Source organism: Marinobacter sediminum, assembly GCF_016820575.1.
GTDB classification, from domain to species: Bacteria; Pseudomonadota; Gammaproteobacteria; order Pseudomonadales; family Oleiphilaceae; genus Marinobacter; species Marinobacter sediminum.
In genome coordinates, this window is the sequence record NZ_JAEMQH010000005.1 from 19,724 (window position 1) to 36,812 (window position 17,089).

The window sequence follows — 17,089 nt, forward strand, 5'->3', positions numbered from 1 at the left end:
TTTCCGCACGCTCGAGTACCCTATAACCTAACAGCAGGATTTAGAGTACTCACCCTATAATCGCTCAAAATGCGACAACAGCTCAGGAAAGGGCCTTTTCAGCAAAGGCCGCAGCGTTCGATTTGCCCGGGCGGAGGTAGCGCCCAAAGCCGGCATTACGCAACGCCAGGTCAACACAACTCTTGATGACGTGGGGAGAATCGAGCAACAGCACGTCTTCGAGCAGCTGCATCGCCCACTCCCGGCTGACACTGCGAATTACGGATTTTACCTTGGGCAAGCTGGCGGCGTTCATCGACAGCGAATCGTAACCCATGGCCATCAGCAACAGTGCACCACCGGGATCCCCCGCCAACTCGCCGCAGATACCAACAGGCTTACCCACCACATGGGCATCCTGGGCAATCCGCACCAGCGCCTGCAATACGGCCGGGTGATACGAATGATAAAGCTGAGCCACCCTTGGGTTATTCCGATCAACCGCCAGCAAATACTGGGTCAGGTCGTTCGAGCCCACCGACAGGAAATCCACCCGGTCTGCCAGCTCACGAATTTGATAGACCGCGGCAGGTATTTCCACCATCACGCCCACTTTGGGCATGTGGATGTCGTAGCCCTCTTCGCGAACCTCGTGGTACACCCGGTAGATCAGGTGCAGCGACTCCTCAACCTCGGAAATGTTGCTGATCATGGGCAGCATGATCTGCAGGTTGTTCAGCCCCTCACTGGCCTTGAGCATAGCCCTAACCTGCACCAGGAAGATTTCCGGGTGGTCGAGCGTAACCCGGATGCCGCGCCAGCCCAGGAACGGGTTTTCCTCCTGAATCGGGAAATAAGTCAGTGACTTATCACCCCCTACGTCCAGGGTTCGCATGGTGACCGGGTTCGGGGCAAACGCCTCGAGCTGCTCACGATAGTACTCTCGCTGCTCCTGCTCGGACGGAAAGCGGTCCTTGATCATGAACGGCACTTCAGTGCGGTACAGACCGATGCCCTCGGCGCCGTGGGACAACGACCGGACCACATCGGTCATCAGCCCGGTGTTCACCAACAGGGACACCCGATGGTTGTCGGTAGTCTCGCAGGGCAAATCCCGAAGGACTTCAAGGCCCCGGATCAGCTCATCTTCTTCGTCGTAGATGGCTTGGTAGAAGGCTCGCAAATCGTCCGACGGCGAGGCAAAGATCTGGCCCTCAAAGCCGTCGACAATCAGTTCTTTGCCGTCCAGCTGGTTGACCGGGATATCCACCAACCCCATTACCGTGGGCACACCCATGGCGCGGGCCAGGATCGCCACATGGGAGTTGCTGGAGCCTTTAACGGATACCAGGCCGACCAGTTGCCCCTTGGGCACTTCCCCGAGCATCGCCGGTGTCAGTTCCTCGCTGACCAGAACCGTCCGCTCCGGATACTCAAGGTGCCGTTGTTCACCCTCCTGCAGATGTGAGAGCAGCCGGCGCCCCAGATCCCGGACATCGACGGCGCGCTCCTGCAGGTAATGATCGTCCATCATTTCGAAGTGACGAATGTACTGCTGAACCACCTGTTTCAGGGCGCCCTGGGCCCAAACACCGGCGCGAATGTTGTTGGCGACCTCGCCCGGCAAGGCCTCATCGCCGAGCATGCGAAGGTAAACATCAAACAGCGCCTGCTCCTCAGGCCGCAACTGTGAGGCCAGACGGTTGGCGACTCGTTCAATGTCTTCCCGTACCGCTTTTACGGCGGCGCGGAACAGCTCAAGCTCCAGATCGATGTCGTCAGTTGGCTTTTCCGGCACCACATCCAGATCAGCCGCCGGATAGACCACCACGCCTTGGCCGATTGCGACGCCGGGCGCCCCGGGCACACCACTGAAGCTGACATCCCGGGCCTCTTCACCCGTCAGCGACAGCCCACTGATAGCCCCGGTGGCCTCGCTGTGGGCGATAACACCGGCCAGCTGCGCCGATACGGTGACCAGAAACGCTTCTTCGCCCTCATCGAAGCAGCGGGAACTCTCCCGTTGCTGGACGACCAACACGCCCAGAACCCGGCGATGGTGGATGATGGGCACACCCAGAAAAGATCGGAAGCGTTCTTCACCCGTCTCGGGAAAATAGCGGTAGCGGGGGTGGGACGGGGCGTCTTCGAGGTTGATCGGCTCCTCACGGGAGCCGACGAGCCCGACCAGGCCTTCGGAATAACCGAGGCTGACCTTGCCGACAGCCTTGCGATAAAGGCCTTCGGTGGCCATGAGGATATAGCGGTTGGTGGCAGGATCCAGCAGGTAGACGGAACAGACCTCTGTTCCCATGGCCTTTTGCACCCGCGAGACAATGACGTCCAACGCCTCCTGCAAATCGCGGGCGCTGTTTACCTCTTGTACAAGACTTCGCAGTATGCTCAGCATGGCGGGATCAGTCCGTCATTTCTGGTGTTCCTTTGCGTTCCGGTTCTGCTCATGCCTTCGCCACTGCTCCATGTTGTAGAACAGCCGAGGCGCGAGCTCCCGCAACGCACGTCGATACACTTCCCGTTTAAACGAAACTACCTGACCCAACGGATACCAGTAACTAACCCACTGCCAGCCGTCGAACTCCGGTGAATCGGTACCGTCCACGCACACCTGCGCATCCGGCGATAACATCCTCAGCAGGAACCATTTCTGTTTTTGGCCCACACAAACGGGGTGCGAGTTATGGCGTACCATCCTCCTCGGAAGCCGGTACCTCAGCCAGCCACGGGTACAGCTGATGATTTCAACATCGCTGGCTCCGAGACCGATTTCCTCTCCCAGCTCCCGGTACAGTGCCGCCTCCGGTGATTCATCATGATTGATGCCACCTTGGGGGAACTGCCAGGAGTCCTGCCCTATTCGCCTTGCCCAGAGAACTTCTCCCCGGTGGTTGGCCAGAATGATTCCGACGTTGGGTCTGAAACCGTCTGAATCGATCACGGCACAGTCCTCTCAAAAGTCGGCGGACCGGTTCAAAAATTGACCGGTCAGAATTGTCCAAGTTGCTCTCATTCTTGCAGAAACCCAAGGGTACGGCAAACGAAGCCGCATTCCGCCGGTCGTGTTAGACTAGCCGGCCTGAGGCAGGCCACGTAATCACCGGAGGTAACAGCTTGACGCTCGCAATTTTTGATCTGGACAACACGCTTCTTGCTGGCGACAGCGACCACGCCTGGGGAGAATTCCTGGTTGAAGAAGGCATTGTGGATGCGGAGGAGTATCGCAAGGCAAACGACCGGTTTTACCAGGAATACCTGAACGGCGAGCTGGATATCCTTCACTATCTGGGGTTTGCCCTGCAACCGCTGGCCAACCACAACCTGGATCAGTTGCTGGCCTGGCGTGAATCTTTCATGGCCAAGAAGGTTCGGCCAATGATGCAGCGCAAAGCCGCCGAACTACTGGACAGCCATCGGGCTCAGGGCCACACCCTGATGATCATCACCGCCACCAATCGGTTTGTGACCGAACCGATTGCCGAGGCACTGGGCATTGAGCACCTGATCGCTACCGAGCCGGAGCTGGTAAACGGTCGCTACACGGGCGAAGTTGCCGGCGTCCCCAGCTTTCAGGATGGCAAGGTCACTCGCCTGCAGGACTGGCTTACCGCCTACGGGCATGACCTCGACGGAGCCTGGTTCTACAGCGACTCCCACAACGACGCCCCCCTGCTCCGGGAAGTCGAACACCCCGTCGCCGTCGATCCGGACCCAACGCTTGAGGCCTTGGCCCGGGAAAACGGCTGGCAGATCCTCTCTCTGAGAGACTGACGCGGACGGGGCCCGCCCCTCACGGGCTGAGACAGCCCGGCACAATCAAAAGAATCCGGTTAGAGACCGGACAAAGCTGGACTTGATGTAGTCAGTCTCCGGAATACCCGGGATCACCGGGTGGTCCGGTGCCTGATGCCCCTGCTCCAGCAGCTGTACAAACCGGTCGATTTTCCGACCGCTGCTGCGAATGATATCGGTTAGCCGATCCTGGGACAGGTGCATGGAGCAGGATGCCGATACCAGAATGCCATCCCGCTCGAGCAGCCGCAGGCCCAGTTGGTTCAGCCGGGCATACGCCTGCTCACCCGCCTTCTGGTCACGACGCCTGGGGATCAGCGCGGGTGGATCCAGCACCACGATGTCGAACTTTTCTTTCTCGTCGCACAACGCTTTCAGCGCCTCAAAGGCATCGCCTTCAAGCGTTTCCACATTATCCAGACCGTTCAGGCGGGCGTTGTGATGCACCGACTCAATGGCCGAGGACGAGCTGTCGACGCAGGTGACCTGGGTGGCGCCGGCGCAGGCGGCCTGAATGCCCCAACCGCCCACGTAACTGAACACATCCAATACTCGCTTCCCGGGAGCGTAGGACTGCAACCGTTGGCGATTCATCCGGTGATCGTAGAACCAACCAGTTTTCTGGCCGCCTTCAAGCGGCACTTCAAAACGTACGCCGTTTTCCTCCACCTTCAGCAGAGACACCTCCGGCCCATGGGCCTGCTCGACGTAGGTCTCCAGCCCCTCGACCTTTCGCATCTTGCCATCGTTCTTCAGGATGATCGCGGTGGGGTGCGCCAGGCGCTGCACTGCACGCACAATGGCGTCTTTCAGCAATTCCATGCCGGCGGTGGAGATCTGCACGACAACGGTATCGTCGAAGCGATCAATCACCAGCCCGGACAGACCATCGCTGTCACCGAACACCCAACGGTAAAACGGCCGGTCAAACAGCCTTTCCCGCAGCGACAGCGCCGTTTCCAGGCGATCCGTTAAGCGCTTGGGCGTCATGCCGTGACTGGCATCCCGGCTGATCAAACGGCCGCAGATTAACGCATGGGGATTCACAAAGACCGTCCCCAGCGGCTTGTCGTTCGCGGCCCGCAGCTCGGCCTGGGCGCCCGCTTCAAATTCCGTCAGTGGCGAACGCCGGGTATCTACCTCGTTGCTGTACACCCACAGGTGCCCCGCCCGGAGCCTGCGCTCGGCGCCTTTGCGTAAATACAACACTGGAAAATTCATAAAGGGCACCTGATAGAGGGAAAAATGGGGCGGGAATTATACATGACGGGGCGCTGCTTAGCCCTCGGCGGCCACGTGCTCGCCGTAGGCGGTGGCGTCCATGAGCCCGTCAAGCTCGCCCTGGTCCACCAGCTTGACCTTGAACAGCCAGCCATCACCGTAGGGGTCTTCATTGACCTTTTCCGGCTCGTCCTCAAGGGCGTCATTGATGGCAACGACTTCACCTGTGACCGGGCTGAATACATCCGACGCCGACTTCACGGACTCTGCCACACCGGCCTCCTCTCCGCCGTTCACGGTAACGCCGACATCGGGAACGCCAATGTAAACCACGTCACCCAGCTGCTCCTGGGCAAAGTCGGTAATACCAACCGTTGCGGTGCCATCGTCGGAAACACGCACCCATTGGTGAGTTTCGATGTATTTCAGATCTGCAGGTATGTCACTCATGATCGGATTCCTGATTACGTTTTTTCGCGCAGTTTACCGCAAGTACCTAGCGCCAGCGAACATCCCGGGCCATCGTCATGAAGGAATTCAGGTAGTCCACCCCCAGATCCCTTTCCCGAAGACCCAAAAAGATCTGCTTGGCGATGCCGTGTTCACCGAGGCGCACGGGCGTGACCGGGATTTTATCGCGGTACTCCAGTACCAGCCAGCGCGGCAGTGCCGCAACGCCGCGCCCAGTGGCCACCATCTGCAGCATGATGTCAGTGGTTTCAATGGTTTTGTGGTGGGCGGGACGGACATGGGACGGCAACAGAAACTGGTTAAAGACGTCGAGCCGCTCGATCTCCACCGGATAGGTAATCAGTGTTTCCCTGGCAAGATCTTCCGGCCTCGCCCATTGTGCGTCCGCCAGCGGGTGATCACCGGCCACCACCAGCACCTGCTCGTAATCAAAGACCGGCTGGAACACCAAGCCCGGACGATGCAGCGGATCAGGGGTCACCAACATATCGATGTCATGGCCATAGAGGGCACCAATGCCGCCAAACTGGAATTTCTGTTTCACATCCACATCAACGTCGGGCCAATGCTCAAGGTAGGGACCAACCACCTTCAGCAACCACTGATAACAGGGATGACATTCCATGCCGACCCGCAAACTGCCCCTCTGACCCTTGGCAAACTGGCCGACCAGCCTCTCCGCGTGTTCAAACTGCGGCAGCAGTCGGTTCGCCAACGCCAGCAAACACTCACCTGATTGCGTCAACCGAAGCTGTCGCCCTTCCCGAACCCACACCGCCGTTCCAAGCTGCTGTTCCAGCTTCCGGATGGCATGACTGAGTGCCGACTGAGTCAGATTCAATGTCTCGGCGGCGGCGGTCAGCGAGCCGTGCTGGTCGACAGCACTGAGAATTTCCAAATGGCTCCGGTCCAGCACCTAATCCCCCCCCCTTCAGAAGCCATGAATTTTGCTCATAGAAACCTGAAATAATACCATTATTTTTCATTGCCGAGGCGATTTAGGCTAGCTCCTTCTTATCTCAACCAAGTAAATATAAGGAGATCATCGGCCATGGTGACCACGCACAATCTCGGCTTTCCCCGCATAGGCAGGCAACGCGAACTGAAGTTTGCGCTGGAGGCGTTCTGGCAAGGCCGGATAACGGAGAGTGAACTGACCGAAACCGGGGCCCGACTGCGCCAGGAGAATTGGCAAGCGCAGAACCAGTTCGATCTGGTACCCGTTGGGGACTTTTCGCTTTACGATCAGGTTCTGGATATGAGCTTTACCCTGGGTCACCTACCCCACCGGGCCAGAGACGGCAGCGGAACCGCCCTCGATCAGTATTTCCGGGTTGCCCGCGGGCGTTCGGCCAACGACGATTCGTGTCAGTCCATCCATGCCGGGGCAATGACCAAATGGTTCGACACCAACTACCACTACATCGTGCCTGAGTTCGACGAAACCACCGCATTTGCGCTCAATCCCGAGCGCCTGCAGGCACAGATTACCGAAGCCAGAGCTCAGGGCGTCTCTCCGAAGCCTGTAATAATCGGGCCAATCACTTATCTGTGGCTGGGCAGAGCAAAGGACGACAGCAACCCGCTGGATCTGCTTGATCGCCTGCTACCGGTCTACGCCGAACTACTCGAACACTTCGCTGAACAGGGCATAGACTGGGTACAGGTAGATGAACCGGTGCTGGTCACCGAACTGGACCTGGCTTGGCGCCATGCCTTCAATTTGGCCTACCACCACCTGAAAACGACCGCCCCCAAGCTGCTACTGACCACCTATTTTGGCGATCTGCGAGAGAACCTCCAACTCGCCTGCGACTTGCCCGTGGCAGGCCTGCATCTGGATGCTATCAGCGCGCCTCAGGAGGTTAGCCGGGTTGCAGACTGGCTGGCGCCGCACAAGGTTTTGTCGGTGGGCGTAGTCAATGGCCGCAACATCTGGCTCACCGACCTGAGCAAAACATTGGACTGGCTTGAGCCCCTGCACGAAAAACTGGGCGCGCGATTGTGGCTGGCGCCATCCTGCTCACTGCTGCATGTTCCCGTGGACCTGGAGAGCGAACAGAAACTGGACGCTGAGGTCAAAGGCTGGCTCGCGTTCGCGGTGCAAAAACTCGAGGAACTGACCACCCTGGCCCGCGCTCTTAATTTGGGCCGTGACGCAGTGAAAGACGTTCTGGCGACAAACGCAGCGGCAGTACGGAGCCGACAAACTTCTGTGCGCGCCAACACCGCAACAGCCGCTCAAACCCTTCGGAATCTGGACAGCTCTGCAGGCTACCGAAAGACCGCGTATCACGAACGACGAGAGATCCAGCGCCGACAACTGCCGTTGCCCCCCTACCCAACCACCACCATTGGCTCGTTTCCCCAGACCCATGAAATCCGCAAGGCCCGCCAGCAATTCCGCAAAGGAGCACTGGCAGAGGCCGACTACACAGCGCGGATTCGCGACGAGATCGCTCACTGCATTCGCAGGCAGGAGGAGCTTGGGCTTGATGTTCTGGTTCATGGCGAAGCGGAACGCAACGACATGGTGGAGTACTTCGGCGAGCACCTCGACGGCTATGCCTTCAGCCAGTTTGGCTGGGTCCAGTCCTACGGTTCCCGCTGCGTAAAGCCGCCCATCCTGTTTGGCAATATCTCCCGGCCCCGGGCGATCACGGTGAATTGGAGCCGCTACGCTCAGTCACTCACAGACAAACCAGTAAAAGGCATGCTCACCGGCCCGGTTACCATTCTGAACTGGTCTTTTGTTCGCGACGACCAACCCCGCAAGGACACGGCCTTGCAACTGGCCCTGGCGATACGGGAAGAGGTTCTTGATCTGGAAGCGGCTGGCCTGAAGATTATCCAGATTGACGAAGCCGCGCTCCGAGAGGGACTGCCCCTGCGCCGGTCAGATTGGGCAGGCTATCTGGACTGGGCGATCGATGCCTTCAGGCTGACAGCGAATGGCGTCAAGGATGAGACCCAAGTGCACACGCACATGTGCTACTCCGAGTTTAACGACATCCTGGGTGCCATTACCCGAATGGACGCCGATGTCATCACCATTGAAACATCCCGGTCGGACATGGCTCTTCTGGAAGCCTTTAAGAACAAGTCCTACCCGAACGACATAGGTCCGGGCGTCTACGACATCCACTCCCCCAACATTCCCGAGCCACAGGACATGGTGACCCTGATCGGAAAGGCTGCAGCGCGCATTCCCGCCGAGCGTTTGTGGGTTAACCCGGACTGTGGTTTGAAAACGCGAAGTTGGGAGGAAGTCATTCCGGCGCTGGAAAATATGGTCAGTGCCGCAAAAGCACTTCGGCTGGAGCTATCCGCTCAATAACCGGAGCTCTTCTGGTCCAGCTCGAACTCAAAATCAGTCGCCCGGCCGACTTCGGTGTAGAATTCGCCGGAGGGCATCAGCTCGAACCAGCGATAACCGGGCGACAACGGCTCCACGGAAAAAGCGCTGGAGCCTGTGGTGAACTGGATACACGTGGAGGGCGTGGCCATCAGGTGCACGCCATTTCTATTCAGCCCCTGCTCCTGATGGATATGCCCCCACAGTACAATTTTCACCTGGGGGAACCGATCGACGATTTGCCAGAAGTCTTCACGATTACGCAAACCGATGGGCTGCATCCAGTCGCAGCCAACGTCCACCGGATGATGGTGCAGCGTGATGAGCGCAGGCAATTCCGGATTCTCAGCCAGAGCTGTTTCAAGGAATTCGAGCTCGGACGGAGCCAACTCACCGTAAACTTGGCCCGGCACCGAAGAATCCAGCAGCAGACATTGCCAGCCACCCTGAATGATTTGCCGACGATGAGCCTGGTACTCCGAGGCGACTCTGCGCAGCACTCCGGATTCATCATGATTGCCCGCCAGCCAAGCCGAGCCACAGGCGAACACCTGTAGCCGGTCCCCGAACGCCCGGTAGGCTTGTTCGGAGCCATCCTGGGCGAGATCTCCAGTCGCAAGGATGAGGTCCGGCTGGCCATGGCTTTTAACGGCCTCGGCGATGACGGCATCGAGACTGTCCCGGGTATTCACGCCGAGAAGCTCGCCACTGGCATCGGCCATCAGGTGCGGATCCGTCAACTGCAATACCCGGAATGGCCGGTTTTTATCTTTTGTAGTCATACGCCTTTAAAGTCATACGCTCTTGATCAAGTCGGTGCCCATCTATAAACCCAGGCCAAGTGTACGACGGCTGCTTGCGGTTTGGTTTCTCTTGAATGCCACGGGGATCACATTCTGACGAGGCCCCGATGAAAAAATGCCCTTTTTGACAACTGCGACACACCCTCTTGCAAGTATTCGCGGGCTCGCAAGCCGTGTCGGAGCGGAGATCCCGATCAATCGACGCCCTCGCCAGCGGACCAGGCAGCGTGTTCCATCGGCAGGTGACCAAAGCGAAGGCAATAGTCCAGCCAGTCCGCAAGGAAGCCGTTGACCTGAGCTTTTTCATCGGGGTGGTGCATGAATCGGTTGGGATAGTCGTTGACAGGTGCGATCTGGCGATCACGATAACAGCTGATCACCTCAGCCATGGCGGCATCGTGATAAACACGCACGGTCATTTGCGGGTTATTGAGCCAGCGTCCGGAATTATGAATCTGTTCCAGTAGGAGGGTTTCCGTGTACTTGGCGGTCTGCAACAGCTTGATCTGAACCCGACCCAGGTAGATATTTTCGCTGTGGAGTTCGAATTCGCACACCGGCTTGCCGTCCACCTCGAGCTGGCGCAACCGGCGCAGGCGCTGGTAATTGCCATCACACAGGGCACCAAGCTGCCGGAGGTCCGGCACATAGCGCTTTGGTTGCATGCTCCACTCAGTCATTAACTGGCCTCTTTCCGAAGTCTTGAACGATTCAGTTCAAGCCACTGCAAGGCAATAATAGCTGCCGCGTTGTTGATCCTGCCATCGTGGATCATGGCAATGGCATTCTCGGCACTGACCACATGGGCCCGGATATCTTCATGCTCATGCTCGACACCGTAGAGCCCTCCGGCTGCCTCGGTGCTGATCAGCCCACAAAACAGATGGATCAGCTCGGTAGTGCCACCGGGCGACACCATGTAATCACAGATCTTGGTCAGATCTCTAAAGGATAGCCCGGCTTCTTCCTGACCTTCCCGTTGGGCCACATCTTCGGGTGTTTCACCGTCCTCGTTCATCCCGGCCACCAGCTCCAGCAACCAGGGTGACTGATTGCGGCCAAGGGCTCCCAGGCGGAACTGCTCTAACAGCACCACTTCATCCCGGACCGGATCGTAGGGCAGAACGCAGGTGGCATCACCACGAATGAACAGCTCGCGGGTAAAAACAGGCATATCCCGGCCATCGAAGCGCGCGTGCGTCAGCCACAGCTTGTCCATGCGGAAAAAGCCCTGGAAAACCGTTTCACGTTTCTCGATGGTGACGTCGCTGGCGTTGAACTGAAATGGTTCGGTCATTGTTCACCCTGTTTCGGCAGTGACTTCGAACGATAGCCTTTGGCTGTTCTTGATTGCAAGGGGATTGGCGCTCAGCGCACCAATCACCAATCCCCAACCTCCAATCAAATCAGACCTTGTCGTACAGCTTGCTGCCGGACTCAACGAACTCCCGGGACTTCTCCTGCATGCCAACGTCCACGGCCGCCACCTCATCCAGGCCATGCTCCTTGGCATAATCCCTCACCTCCTGGGATATCTGCATGGAACAGAACTTTGGCCCACACATGGAGCAGAAGTGGGCAACCTTGGCAGAATCCTTGGGCAGGGTTTCATCGTGGTAGGCGCGGGCAGTGTCCGGATCGAGGCCCAGGTTGAACTGGTCCTCCCAGCGAAATTCAAACCGGGCCTTGGACAAAGCGTTGTCGCGCACCTGGGCGCCCGGGTGGCCTTTGGCGAGGTCAGCCGCGTGCGCCGCGATCTTATAGGTGATGATGCCGGTTTTAACGTCATCCTTGTTGGGCAGGCCCAGGTGCTCCTTGGGGGTGACGTAACAGAGCATGGCGCAGCCGTACCAGCCGATCATCGCGGCACCAATTCCGGACGTGATGTGATCGTAGCCCGGTGCGATGTCGGTAATCAGCGGACCCAGCGTGTAGAAGGGCGCCTCATCGCAGCACTCCAGCTGTTTGTCCATATTCTCTTTGACCAGGTGCATGGGTACATGTCCAGGCCCTTCGATCATCACCTGAACATCGTGTTTCCAGGCAATCTTGGTCAGTTCTCCGAGGGTCTCCAGTTCGCCGAACTGGGCCGCATCGTTGGCATCGGCAATGGAGCCTGGGCGCAGACCATCGCCCAGGCTGAAGGACACATCGTACGCTTTCATAATTTCGCAGATGTCTTCGAAGTGCTTGTACAGAAAACTTTCCCGGTGGTGGGCCAGGCACCACTTCGCCATGATGGAACCACCCCGCGACACGATGCCGGTGGTCCGGGCCGCGGTCAGCGGCACGTGGTGCAACCTGACACCCGCGTGAATGGTGAAGTAGTCCACACCCTGCTCTGCCTGCTCAATCAGAGTGTCCCGGAAAATCTCCCAGGTCAGGTCTTCGGCCACGCCCCCGACCTTCTCCAGGGCCTGGTAGATGGGAACCGTACCAATCGGCACCGGCGAGTTGCGCACAATCCACTCACGGGTTTCGTGGATGTTCTTGCCGGTGGACAGGTCCATGATGGTGTCGGCGCCCCAACGAATACCCCAGGTCAGCTTTTCCACCTCTTCCTCTATCGACGAACTCACCGCGGAATTACCGATATTGCCGTTAATCTTCACCAGGAAATTCCGGCCGATAATCATCGGCTCCGATTCCGGGTGATTGATGTTGGCAGGAATGATGGCACGGCCACGGGCCACTTCGTCCCGAACAAATTCCGGTGTAATTTCTGCCGGCAGGTTGGCACCGAACGACTGCCCCGGATGCTGATCCTTCAGCAGCCCGCGCTCCCGGGCCTCCTGCAATTTCTGGTTTTCCCGGATGGCGATGTACTCCATCTCCGGGGTGATGATGCCTTTGCGGGCATAATGCATCTGGCTGACGTTGCAGCCGGGCTTGGCCCGCAGGGGTTTGCGCTCGTCCATGAACCGAAGCGGATCCAGCCGGGGATCGTTCATACGGCGCCGGGTGAATTCCGAGCTGTAGCCGGGCAGAGATTCCACGTCGTTACGCTCTGCGATCCAGTTTGCGCGAATCGGCGCCAGCCCTTTGCGCAGGTCAATCGTGGCCTCGGGATCGGTGTACGGCCCAGAGGTGTCGTAGACCATCACCGCTTCGTTCTTTTCCCCCCCCATTTCGGTCGGGGTATCGGCCAGGGAAATCTCGCGCATAGGCACCCGGAGATCGGGGCGACTGCCTGTTACGTAGACCTTGCGGGAATTGGGTAGCGGTTTGACCGCTGCGGAATCCACCTGGGCGGAATCACTGAGGTAGGAAGGTAGCTCTGTCATCGTTTGCTCCCGGAACTTTTTTGGACGTCGGGTCGCGTATGACGGAGCTGAGCACGGTCTCTCCCTGTACTATCGGAGACACGTTTTGCCAATCAGCTATGTGGTCTTAATTCCTACGCCGGTATTATCCGGATCAGGTCGCGGGTTCTGCGTTGCAATCTCAGCCGTCTGCCCATACTTAGTTCAGGCAGACCAGCACCCCGTCAAGACGCGAATCTGTTTTGTGTGACACCGCAAATGAGTGCCGTTTGCAAGTGTAGAGCTGTGACTGATTATTGTCCATAATGGCGCACCAAAGCCTTATCAACGGTCTGATTCTGCACAACTTGCACAGTGCAGCAACCAAGTCAGCGTTTGCGAGTAGGACGCTCACGTCCACAGGTATTCAGGAGAAACAATGAAGAAACGTCTGCTTTCCGGACTGGTTGGTCTCATGGTGGCTCAGCCTGCCCTTGCCATCGATTTAATGGAGACCTATGAGAAAGCCCTGTCCTACGATTCCGGCATTGCTGCGGCCGAGGCCAGCTTTGAAGCCCAGCGGGCCGCCAGCGATGTGACTCGCAGCGTACTGCTGCCCCAGGTTGGCGCATTTGGCGAGGCCAATTACATTGATGTGGAAGGCCCCAACCAGGACAACAGCTACCGCGAACTGGCGTACGGGGTTCAGCTCACCCAGCCACTGTTCCGCGCCGACGCCTGGTTTGATTATGACGCCAGCCAGTTTCAGACCGAGTCTGCTCGCGCCAATTACAACCTCGCTCAACAGCAGCTGATATTGGATGTGGCGACCGCCTACTTCAATGTGCTCCGCGCCAGAGACACCGTCATCACGACCCGGGCAGCGGAAGCAGCAATCCAGCGCCAGTACGAACAGGCCCAGGAGCGTTTCGACGTTGGCCTGATTGCCATTACCGAGGTCTACGAAGCTCGCGCAACCTATGACGACACCCGCAGCCAGCGCATTGTCGCGGAAAACCAGCTCAACATTGCCCAGGAACAGGTGGCGCGTCTGACCGGTGAGTTTCCGGAAGAGATTGAAAATCTGCGGCAGAATTTCCCATTAGGCCGGCCCGACCCCATGGACCCATCTGCTTGGGAGGCAACCGCGCTTGACCAGAATTGGTCTGTTCAATCTGCCCTGTACGATTTGAACGTCAGTGAAGCCAACCTCAAGTCCGCCAAGGCGGGCCATTACCCCACCCTGGATCTGAACGCCTCGTACGGAAAGACCAAGACCGATGGATTGGAGGATCCCAGTACTTTTCAGATGCAACGGGATGGCACCACCACCCAGGGCGTCATTGGCGTGACCCTGAACGTGCCTCTGTACACCGGTGGCGGTACTCAGGCCGGCGTTCGCCAGCGACGGTCATTGGTCACCGTGGCCGAACAGTCACTGAAAACCGTTCGTCGTGACGTGCGGGTAAGCACTCGCAGCCTGTTTTTGACGGTAAACAACAACATCGAGACTGCCTCGGCACTTGAGCAGACCATTGTCTCCCGCCGCAGCGCCCTGGACGCCACCCGGGCCGGGTACGAGGTTGGTACACGGAACATCGTTGAGGTTCTGGATGCTGAGCGGGCCTATTACGTGGCGCTGCGGGACTACGCCAACTCTCGCTACGACTACGTAGTCAACACCCTGCAACTCAAGCAGGCTGCCGGTACGCTGAGCCCTCAGGATCTGGTTGCATTGAACAACTGGCTGAGTGAATCGGCGCCGGGCATCGAAGCGCTGGCCAACGAAGACAAGGTTCTGGACAACCCGGCTCAGTAATACGTGAGGCGGGCTCGACTCCGGGCTCGCCTTAAATCCGCTCTACGATCCCGTCGACAACCTTGTCCAGCGCGCCCCGGTTCTTGTGAACGACAGCCAGTGCCCGATCACCAATGGTATGGCGCTCATCGTCGTCGCTGATCAGCTGAACAAGGTGGGCCGCCAATTCATCGGCATCGGCAACCACCTTGACACCGGAATCGTCCAGCAGCCGCTGGTAGATGGTCTCGAAGTTAAACACGTGCGGCCCGGAAAACACTGGAATACCCCAGGCGGCCGGCTCCAGTGGGTTATGCCCACCGCGCTCGATCAATGACCCTCCCACAAACGCCATGTCGCTGGCGCCGTAAAGCATCATCAACTCGCCCATGGTATCGGCCAGGTAAACATCCGCCGACGCTACGCCGTTGCCGGTTGACCGCCGTGCCAACGTCAGCCCGGCCTTTTCAACTTTGTCGGCCACCGACTCAAAGCGCTCCGGATGGCGCGGTACAATAATCAGCAGAGTGCGGGGATGGACGGCAAGCACCTTCCGATGTGCTTCCAGCAATTGGGCATCTTCGCCCTCATGTGTGCTACCGGCGATCCATACTGCCGGCCTGGACAGGGATTGCCGAAGCTCCGCCGATGCGCTGCGGACCTCATCGGTAATATCGACGTCGAACTTAACACTTCCGGTGACGGCGACTTTCGAGCTGGCAACGCCAATCCGACAGAAGCGCTCGGCGTCTTTTTCAGCCTGGGCGGCCACCCAGCTGATGCTGCGCATGATCGGCGCGGCCAGGCTCTTGATGCGCTCATAGCCCTGGGCTGAACGCTCGGAAAGCCGGGCGTTGATCAAGAACACCGGCACCTCAAGCGTCCGGCACTGGCGTATCATGTTAGGCCAGATTTCGGTTTCCATGATGACCAGAATCCGGGGTTGCGCCCGCTTCAGAAACCGTCGGATGGAACCCGGCGTATCATAGGGCGCATAGGCGTACTGCACCTGGTCACCGAACATTTTTTGAGCCTGGGCCAGGCCGGTGTCCGTCATGGCAGTCATCAGGATGGTGATCCCGGGGTCGCGGGCCAACAGGCGGCGAACCATGGGGCCGGCAGCAATGGTTTCACCCACAGATACCGCATGCACCCAGACCACAGCGCCCTCATGTCGGGGCACAATGCCAAGTCGTTGGTACCAGTTGCGACGAAGCTCCGGAGCCCGACGACCGTTCCACCACAGGCGCAACAAAATGAAAGGCAAAAGTAACCGTATCAACTGGGAATAGATAAATTGCAGCACACAGGACTCCGGATAAAACAGTAAGGTATCATAGCCGAAAACCCATTGATTTACTTCTGATTGATGCTGGTAATCGCCCGCGACGGCGGCCGGTTTCACGGACAGGCAGGGTCATTATTCCCGTGAAGAAGAAACACCGAAAACTCCCGAGAAATACCGACTACTCCGCCTACCGCCACCCCCGGTGGTGGCCCACGTGGATCGGCATTGGCCTGATGTGGTTGCTGGCGCAGCTGCCGATCCGGGCTCAGTGGTGGCTCGGAAAAATTGCCGGGCTGCTGGCCTGGCGCCTGGCCGGTAGCCGCCGCCACATCACCGAAGTGAACATTGGCCTGTGTTTTCCAGAGCTCACCTCTGAGCAACAGGCAGCACTGGTGCGCAAATCGTTTATTGCCAACGGTATCGGCCTGATGGAACTGGGGCTTGCCTGGTTCCGAAATCCCGCCAAATTAACCTCTATTACCACCGTACATGGGCTCGAACATTTTGAGCAGGCCCTCGCTCGCGGCAAGGGCGTGCTTTTGCTCGGTGGCCATTACAGCACACTGGATCTCGGCGGCAGCCTGGTTACCGAGTACATCAATGCCGATGTCATGCAGCGGGATCACAACAATCCCCTGATGAATGCAGTGATGACCCGGGCACGGGAGCGCCGGTACGGCAAGGTCCTCGGTGCCAGGGATTTGCGCGGTCTGTTCAGAAGCCTGAAAAACAATCATGCGGTCTGGTATGCCACCGATCAGGATTACGGCCGCAAGGACATTGTCTTTGCCCCGTTCTTCGACATCCCGGCTGGCACCATAACGGCCACCTCCCGCATTGCCGAGCGCAGTGGCTGCGCCGTTGTGCCCTTCAGCCACGCTCGGCGTGAAGACCAGCCCGGGTACGATATCTACTTTCATCCGGCTCTTGAGAACTTTCCCAGTGGCGATGACCTGCAGGATGCCACGCTCGTTAACCGCACCATCGAACAGGAAATTCGCCGGGCACCGGCGCAGTACCTGTGGATGCACCGCCGCTTCAAGACACGCCCGAACGTCGGCGACCCAGGTTTTTATGGACGCCACTAACCAGCACGCTTACGGAGGCCGGTTAATATGACTGGAG

The 17,089-nt window shown here is 58.5% G+C and carries 14 protein-coding genes and 1 riboswitch; of the genes, 4 read left to right on the plus strand and 10 right to left on the minus strand.

Going from position 1 to position 17,089, the window contains the following annotated elements:
- Positions 1–82: 82 nt before the first annotated feature.
- A complete protein-coding gene (gene ptsP / locus FGO67_RS16135; RefSeq protein WP_203301706.1) occupies positions 83–2,389 on the minus strand; it encodes a phosphoenolpyruvate--protein phosphotransferase in 2,307 nt (768 codons plus the stop codon).
- 15 nt (positions 2,390–2,404) lie between these two features.
- Positions 2,405–2,935 (minus strand): RNA pyrophosphohydrolase, encoded by a 531-nt coding sequence (locus tag FGO67_RS16140; protein WP_041341587.1) that lies wholly within the window; start codon positions 2,933–2,935, stop codon positions 2,405–2,407.
- A 173-nt stretch (positions 2,936–3,108) separates the two neighbouring features.
- Between FGO67_RS16140 and FGO67_RS16145 the strand changes: the two genes are divergently transcribed.
- Positions 3,109–3,765: a histidinol-phosphatase gene (locus tag FGO67_RS16145; RefSeq protein WP_203301707.1), complete on the plus strand. Its 657-nt coding sequence runs from the start codon at positions 3,109–3,111 to the stop codon at positions 3,763–3,765.
- 45 nt (positions 3,766–3,810) lie between these two features.
- On the opposite strand, the gene FGO67_RS16150 is transcribed toward FGO67_RS16145, so the two are convergent.
- Genes FGO67_RS16150 through FGO67_RS16160 form a run of 3 tightly spaced genes read right to left on the minus strand, consistent with a single transcriptional unit; the run spans position 3,811 to position 6,394 of the window.
- The gene (locus FGO67_RS16150) at positions 3,811–5,007 is read right to left on the minus strand and encodes a class I SAM-dependent rRNA methyltransferase (RefSeq protein ID WP_203301708.1); all 1,197 of its coding nucleotides are present in this window, start codon (positions 5,005–5,007) and stop codon (positions 3,811–3,813) included.
- 57 nt (positions 5,008–5,064) lie between these two features.
- Complete coding sequence (gene gcvH, locus FGO67_RS16155; protein ID WP_203301709.1) at positions 5,065–5,457, minus strand: glycine cleavage system protein GcvH; 393 nt, start codon at positions 5,455–5,457, stop codon at positions 5,065–5,067.
- 46 nt (positions 5,458–5,503) lie between these two features.
- Positions 5,504–6,394 (minus strand): LysR family transcriptional regulator, encoded by an 891-nt coding sequence (locus FGO67_RS16160; protein WP_203301710.1) that lies wholly within the window; start codon positions 6,392–6,394, stop codon positions 5,504–5,506.
- Between the two features lie 135 nt (positions 6,395–6,529).
- On the opposite strand from FGO67_RS16160, the gene metE reads away from it, so the two are divergent.
- A complete protein-coding gene (gene metE / locus FGO67_RS16165) occupies positions 6,530–8,815 on the plus strand; it encodes a 5-methyltetrahydropteroyltriglutamate--homocysteine S-methyltransferase (RefSeq protein WP_203301711.1) in 2,286 nt (761 codons plus the stop codon).
- Here metE and cpdA read toward each other — a convergent pair.
- From cpdA to thiC, 4 genes are all read right to left on the minus strand, one after another.
- Positions 8,809–9,615: a 3',5'-cyclic-AMP phosphodiesterase gene (gene cpdA, locus FGO67_RS16170; protein ID WP_203301712.1), complete on the minus strand. Its 807-nt coding sequence runs from the start codon at positions 9,613–9,615 to the stop codon at positions 8,809–8,811. The genes metE and cpdA overlap by 7 nt on opposite strands.
- 215 nt (positions 9,616–9,830) lie before the next feature.
- Entirely contained in the window at positions 9,831–10,316 is a 486-nt protein-coding gene (locus FGO67_RS16175; protein ID WP_203301713.1) for a DUF1249 domain-containing protein, read from the minus strand.
- Positions 10,316–10,933 (minus strand): NUDIX domain-containing protein, encoded by a 618-nt coding sequence (locus FGO67_RS16180; protein WP_203301714.1) that lies wholly within the window; start codon positions 10,931–10,933, stop codon positions 10,316–10,318. The genes FGO67_RS16175 and FGO67_RS16180 overlap by 1 nt, the downstream gene beginning before the upstream one ends.
- Positions 10,934–11,042: 109 nt before the next feature.
- Entirely contained in the window at positions 11,043–12,920 is a 1,878-nt protein-coding gene (thiC, locus tag FGO67_RS16185; RefSeq protein ID WP_203301715.1) for a phosphomethylpyrimidine synthase ThiC, read from the minus strand.
- Between the two features lie 93 nt (positions 12,921–13,013).
- Positions 13,014–13,133, minus strand: a riboswitch (TPP riboswitch).
- 184 nt (positions 13,134–13,317) lie between these two features.
- Between thiC and FGO67_RS16190 the strand changes: the two genes are divergently transcribed.
- Positions 13,318–14,697 (plus strand): TolC family outer membrane protein, encoded by a 1,380-nt coding sequence (locus FGO67_RS16190; RefSeq protein ID WP_203301716.1) that lies wholly within the window; start codon positions 13,318–13,320, stop codon positions 14,695–14,697.
- 31 nt (positions 14,698–14,728) lie between these two features.
- On the opposite strand, the gene waaA is transcribed toward FGO67_RS16190, so the two are convergent.
- Positions 14,729–15,982: a lipid IV(A) 3-deoxy-D-manno-octulosonic acid transferase gene (gene waaA, locus FGO67_RS16195; protein ID WP_203301717.1), complete on the minus strand. Its 1,254-nt coding sequence runs from the start codon at positions 15,980–15,982 to the stop codon at positions 14,729–14,731.
- A 122-nt stretch (positions 15,983–16,104) separates the two neighbouring features.
- Here waaA and lpxL point away from each other — a divergent pair, with 122 nt between their 5' ends.
- Positions 16,105–17,052 (plus strand): LpxL/LpxP family Kdo(2)-lipid IV(A) lauroyl/palmitoleoyl acyltransferase, encoded by a 948-nt coding sequence (gene lpxL / locus FGO67_RS16200; protein WP_203301718.1) that lies wholly within the window; start codon positions 16,105–16,107, stop codon positions 17,050–17,052.
- Positions 17,053–17,089 lie beyond the last annotated feature (37 nt).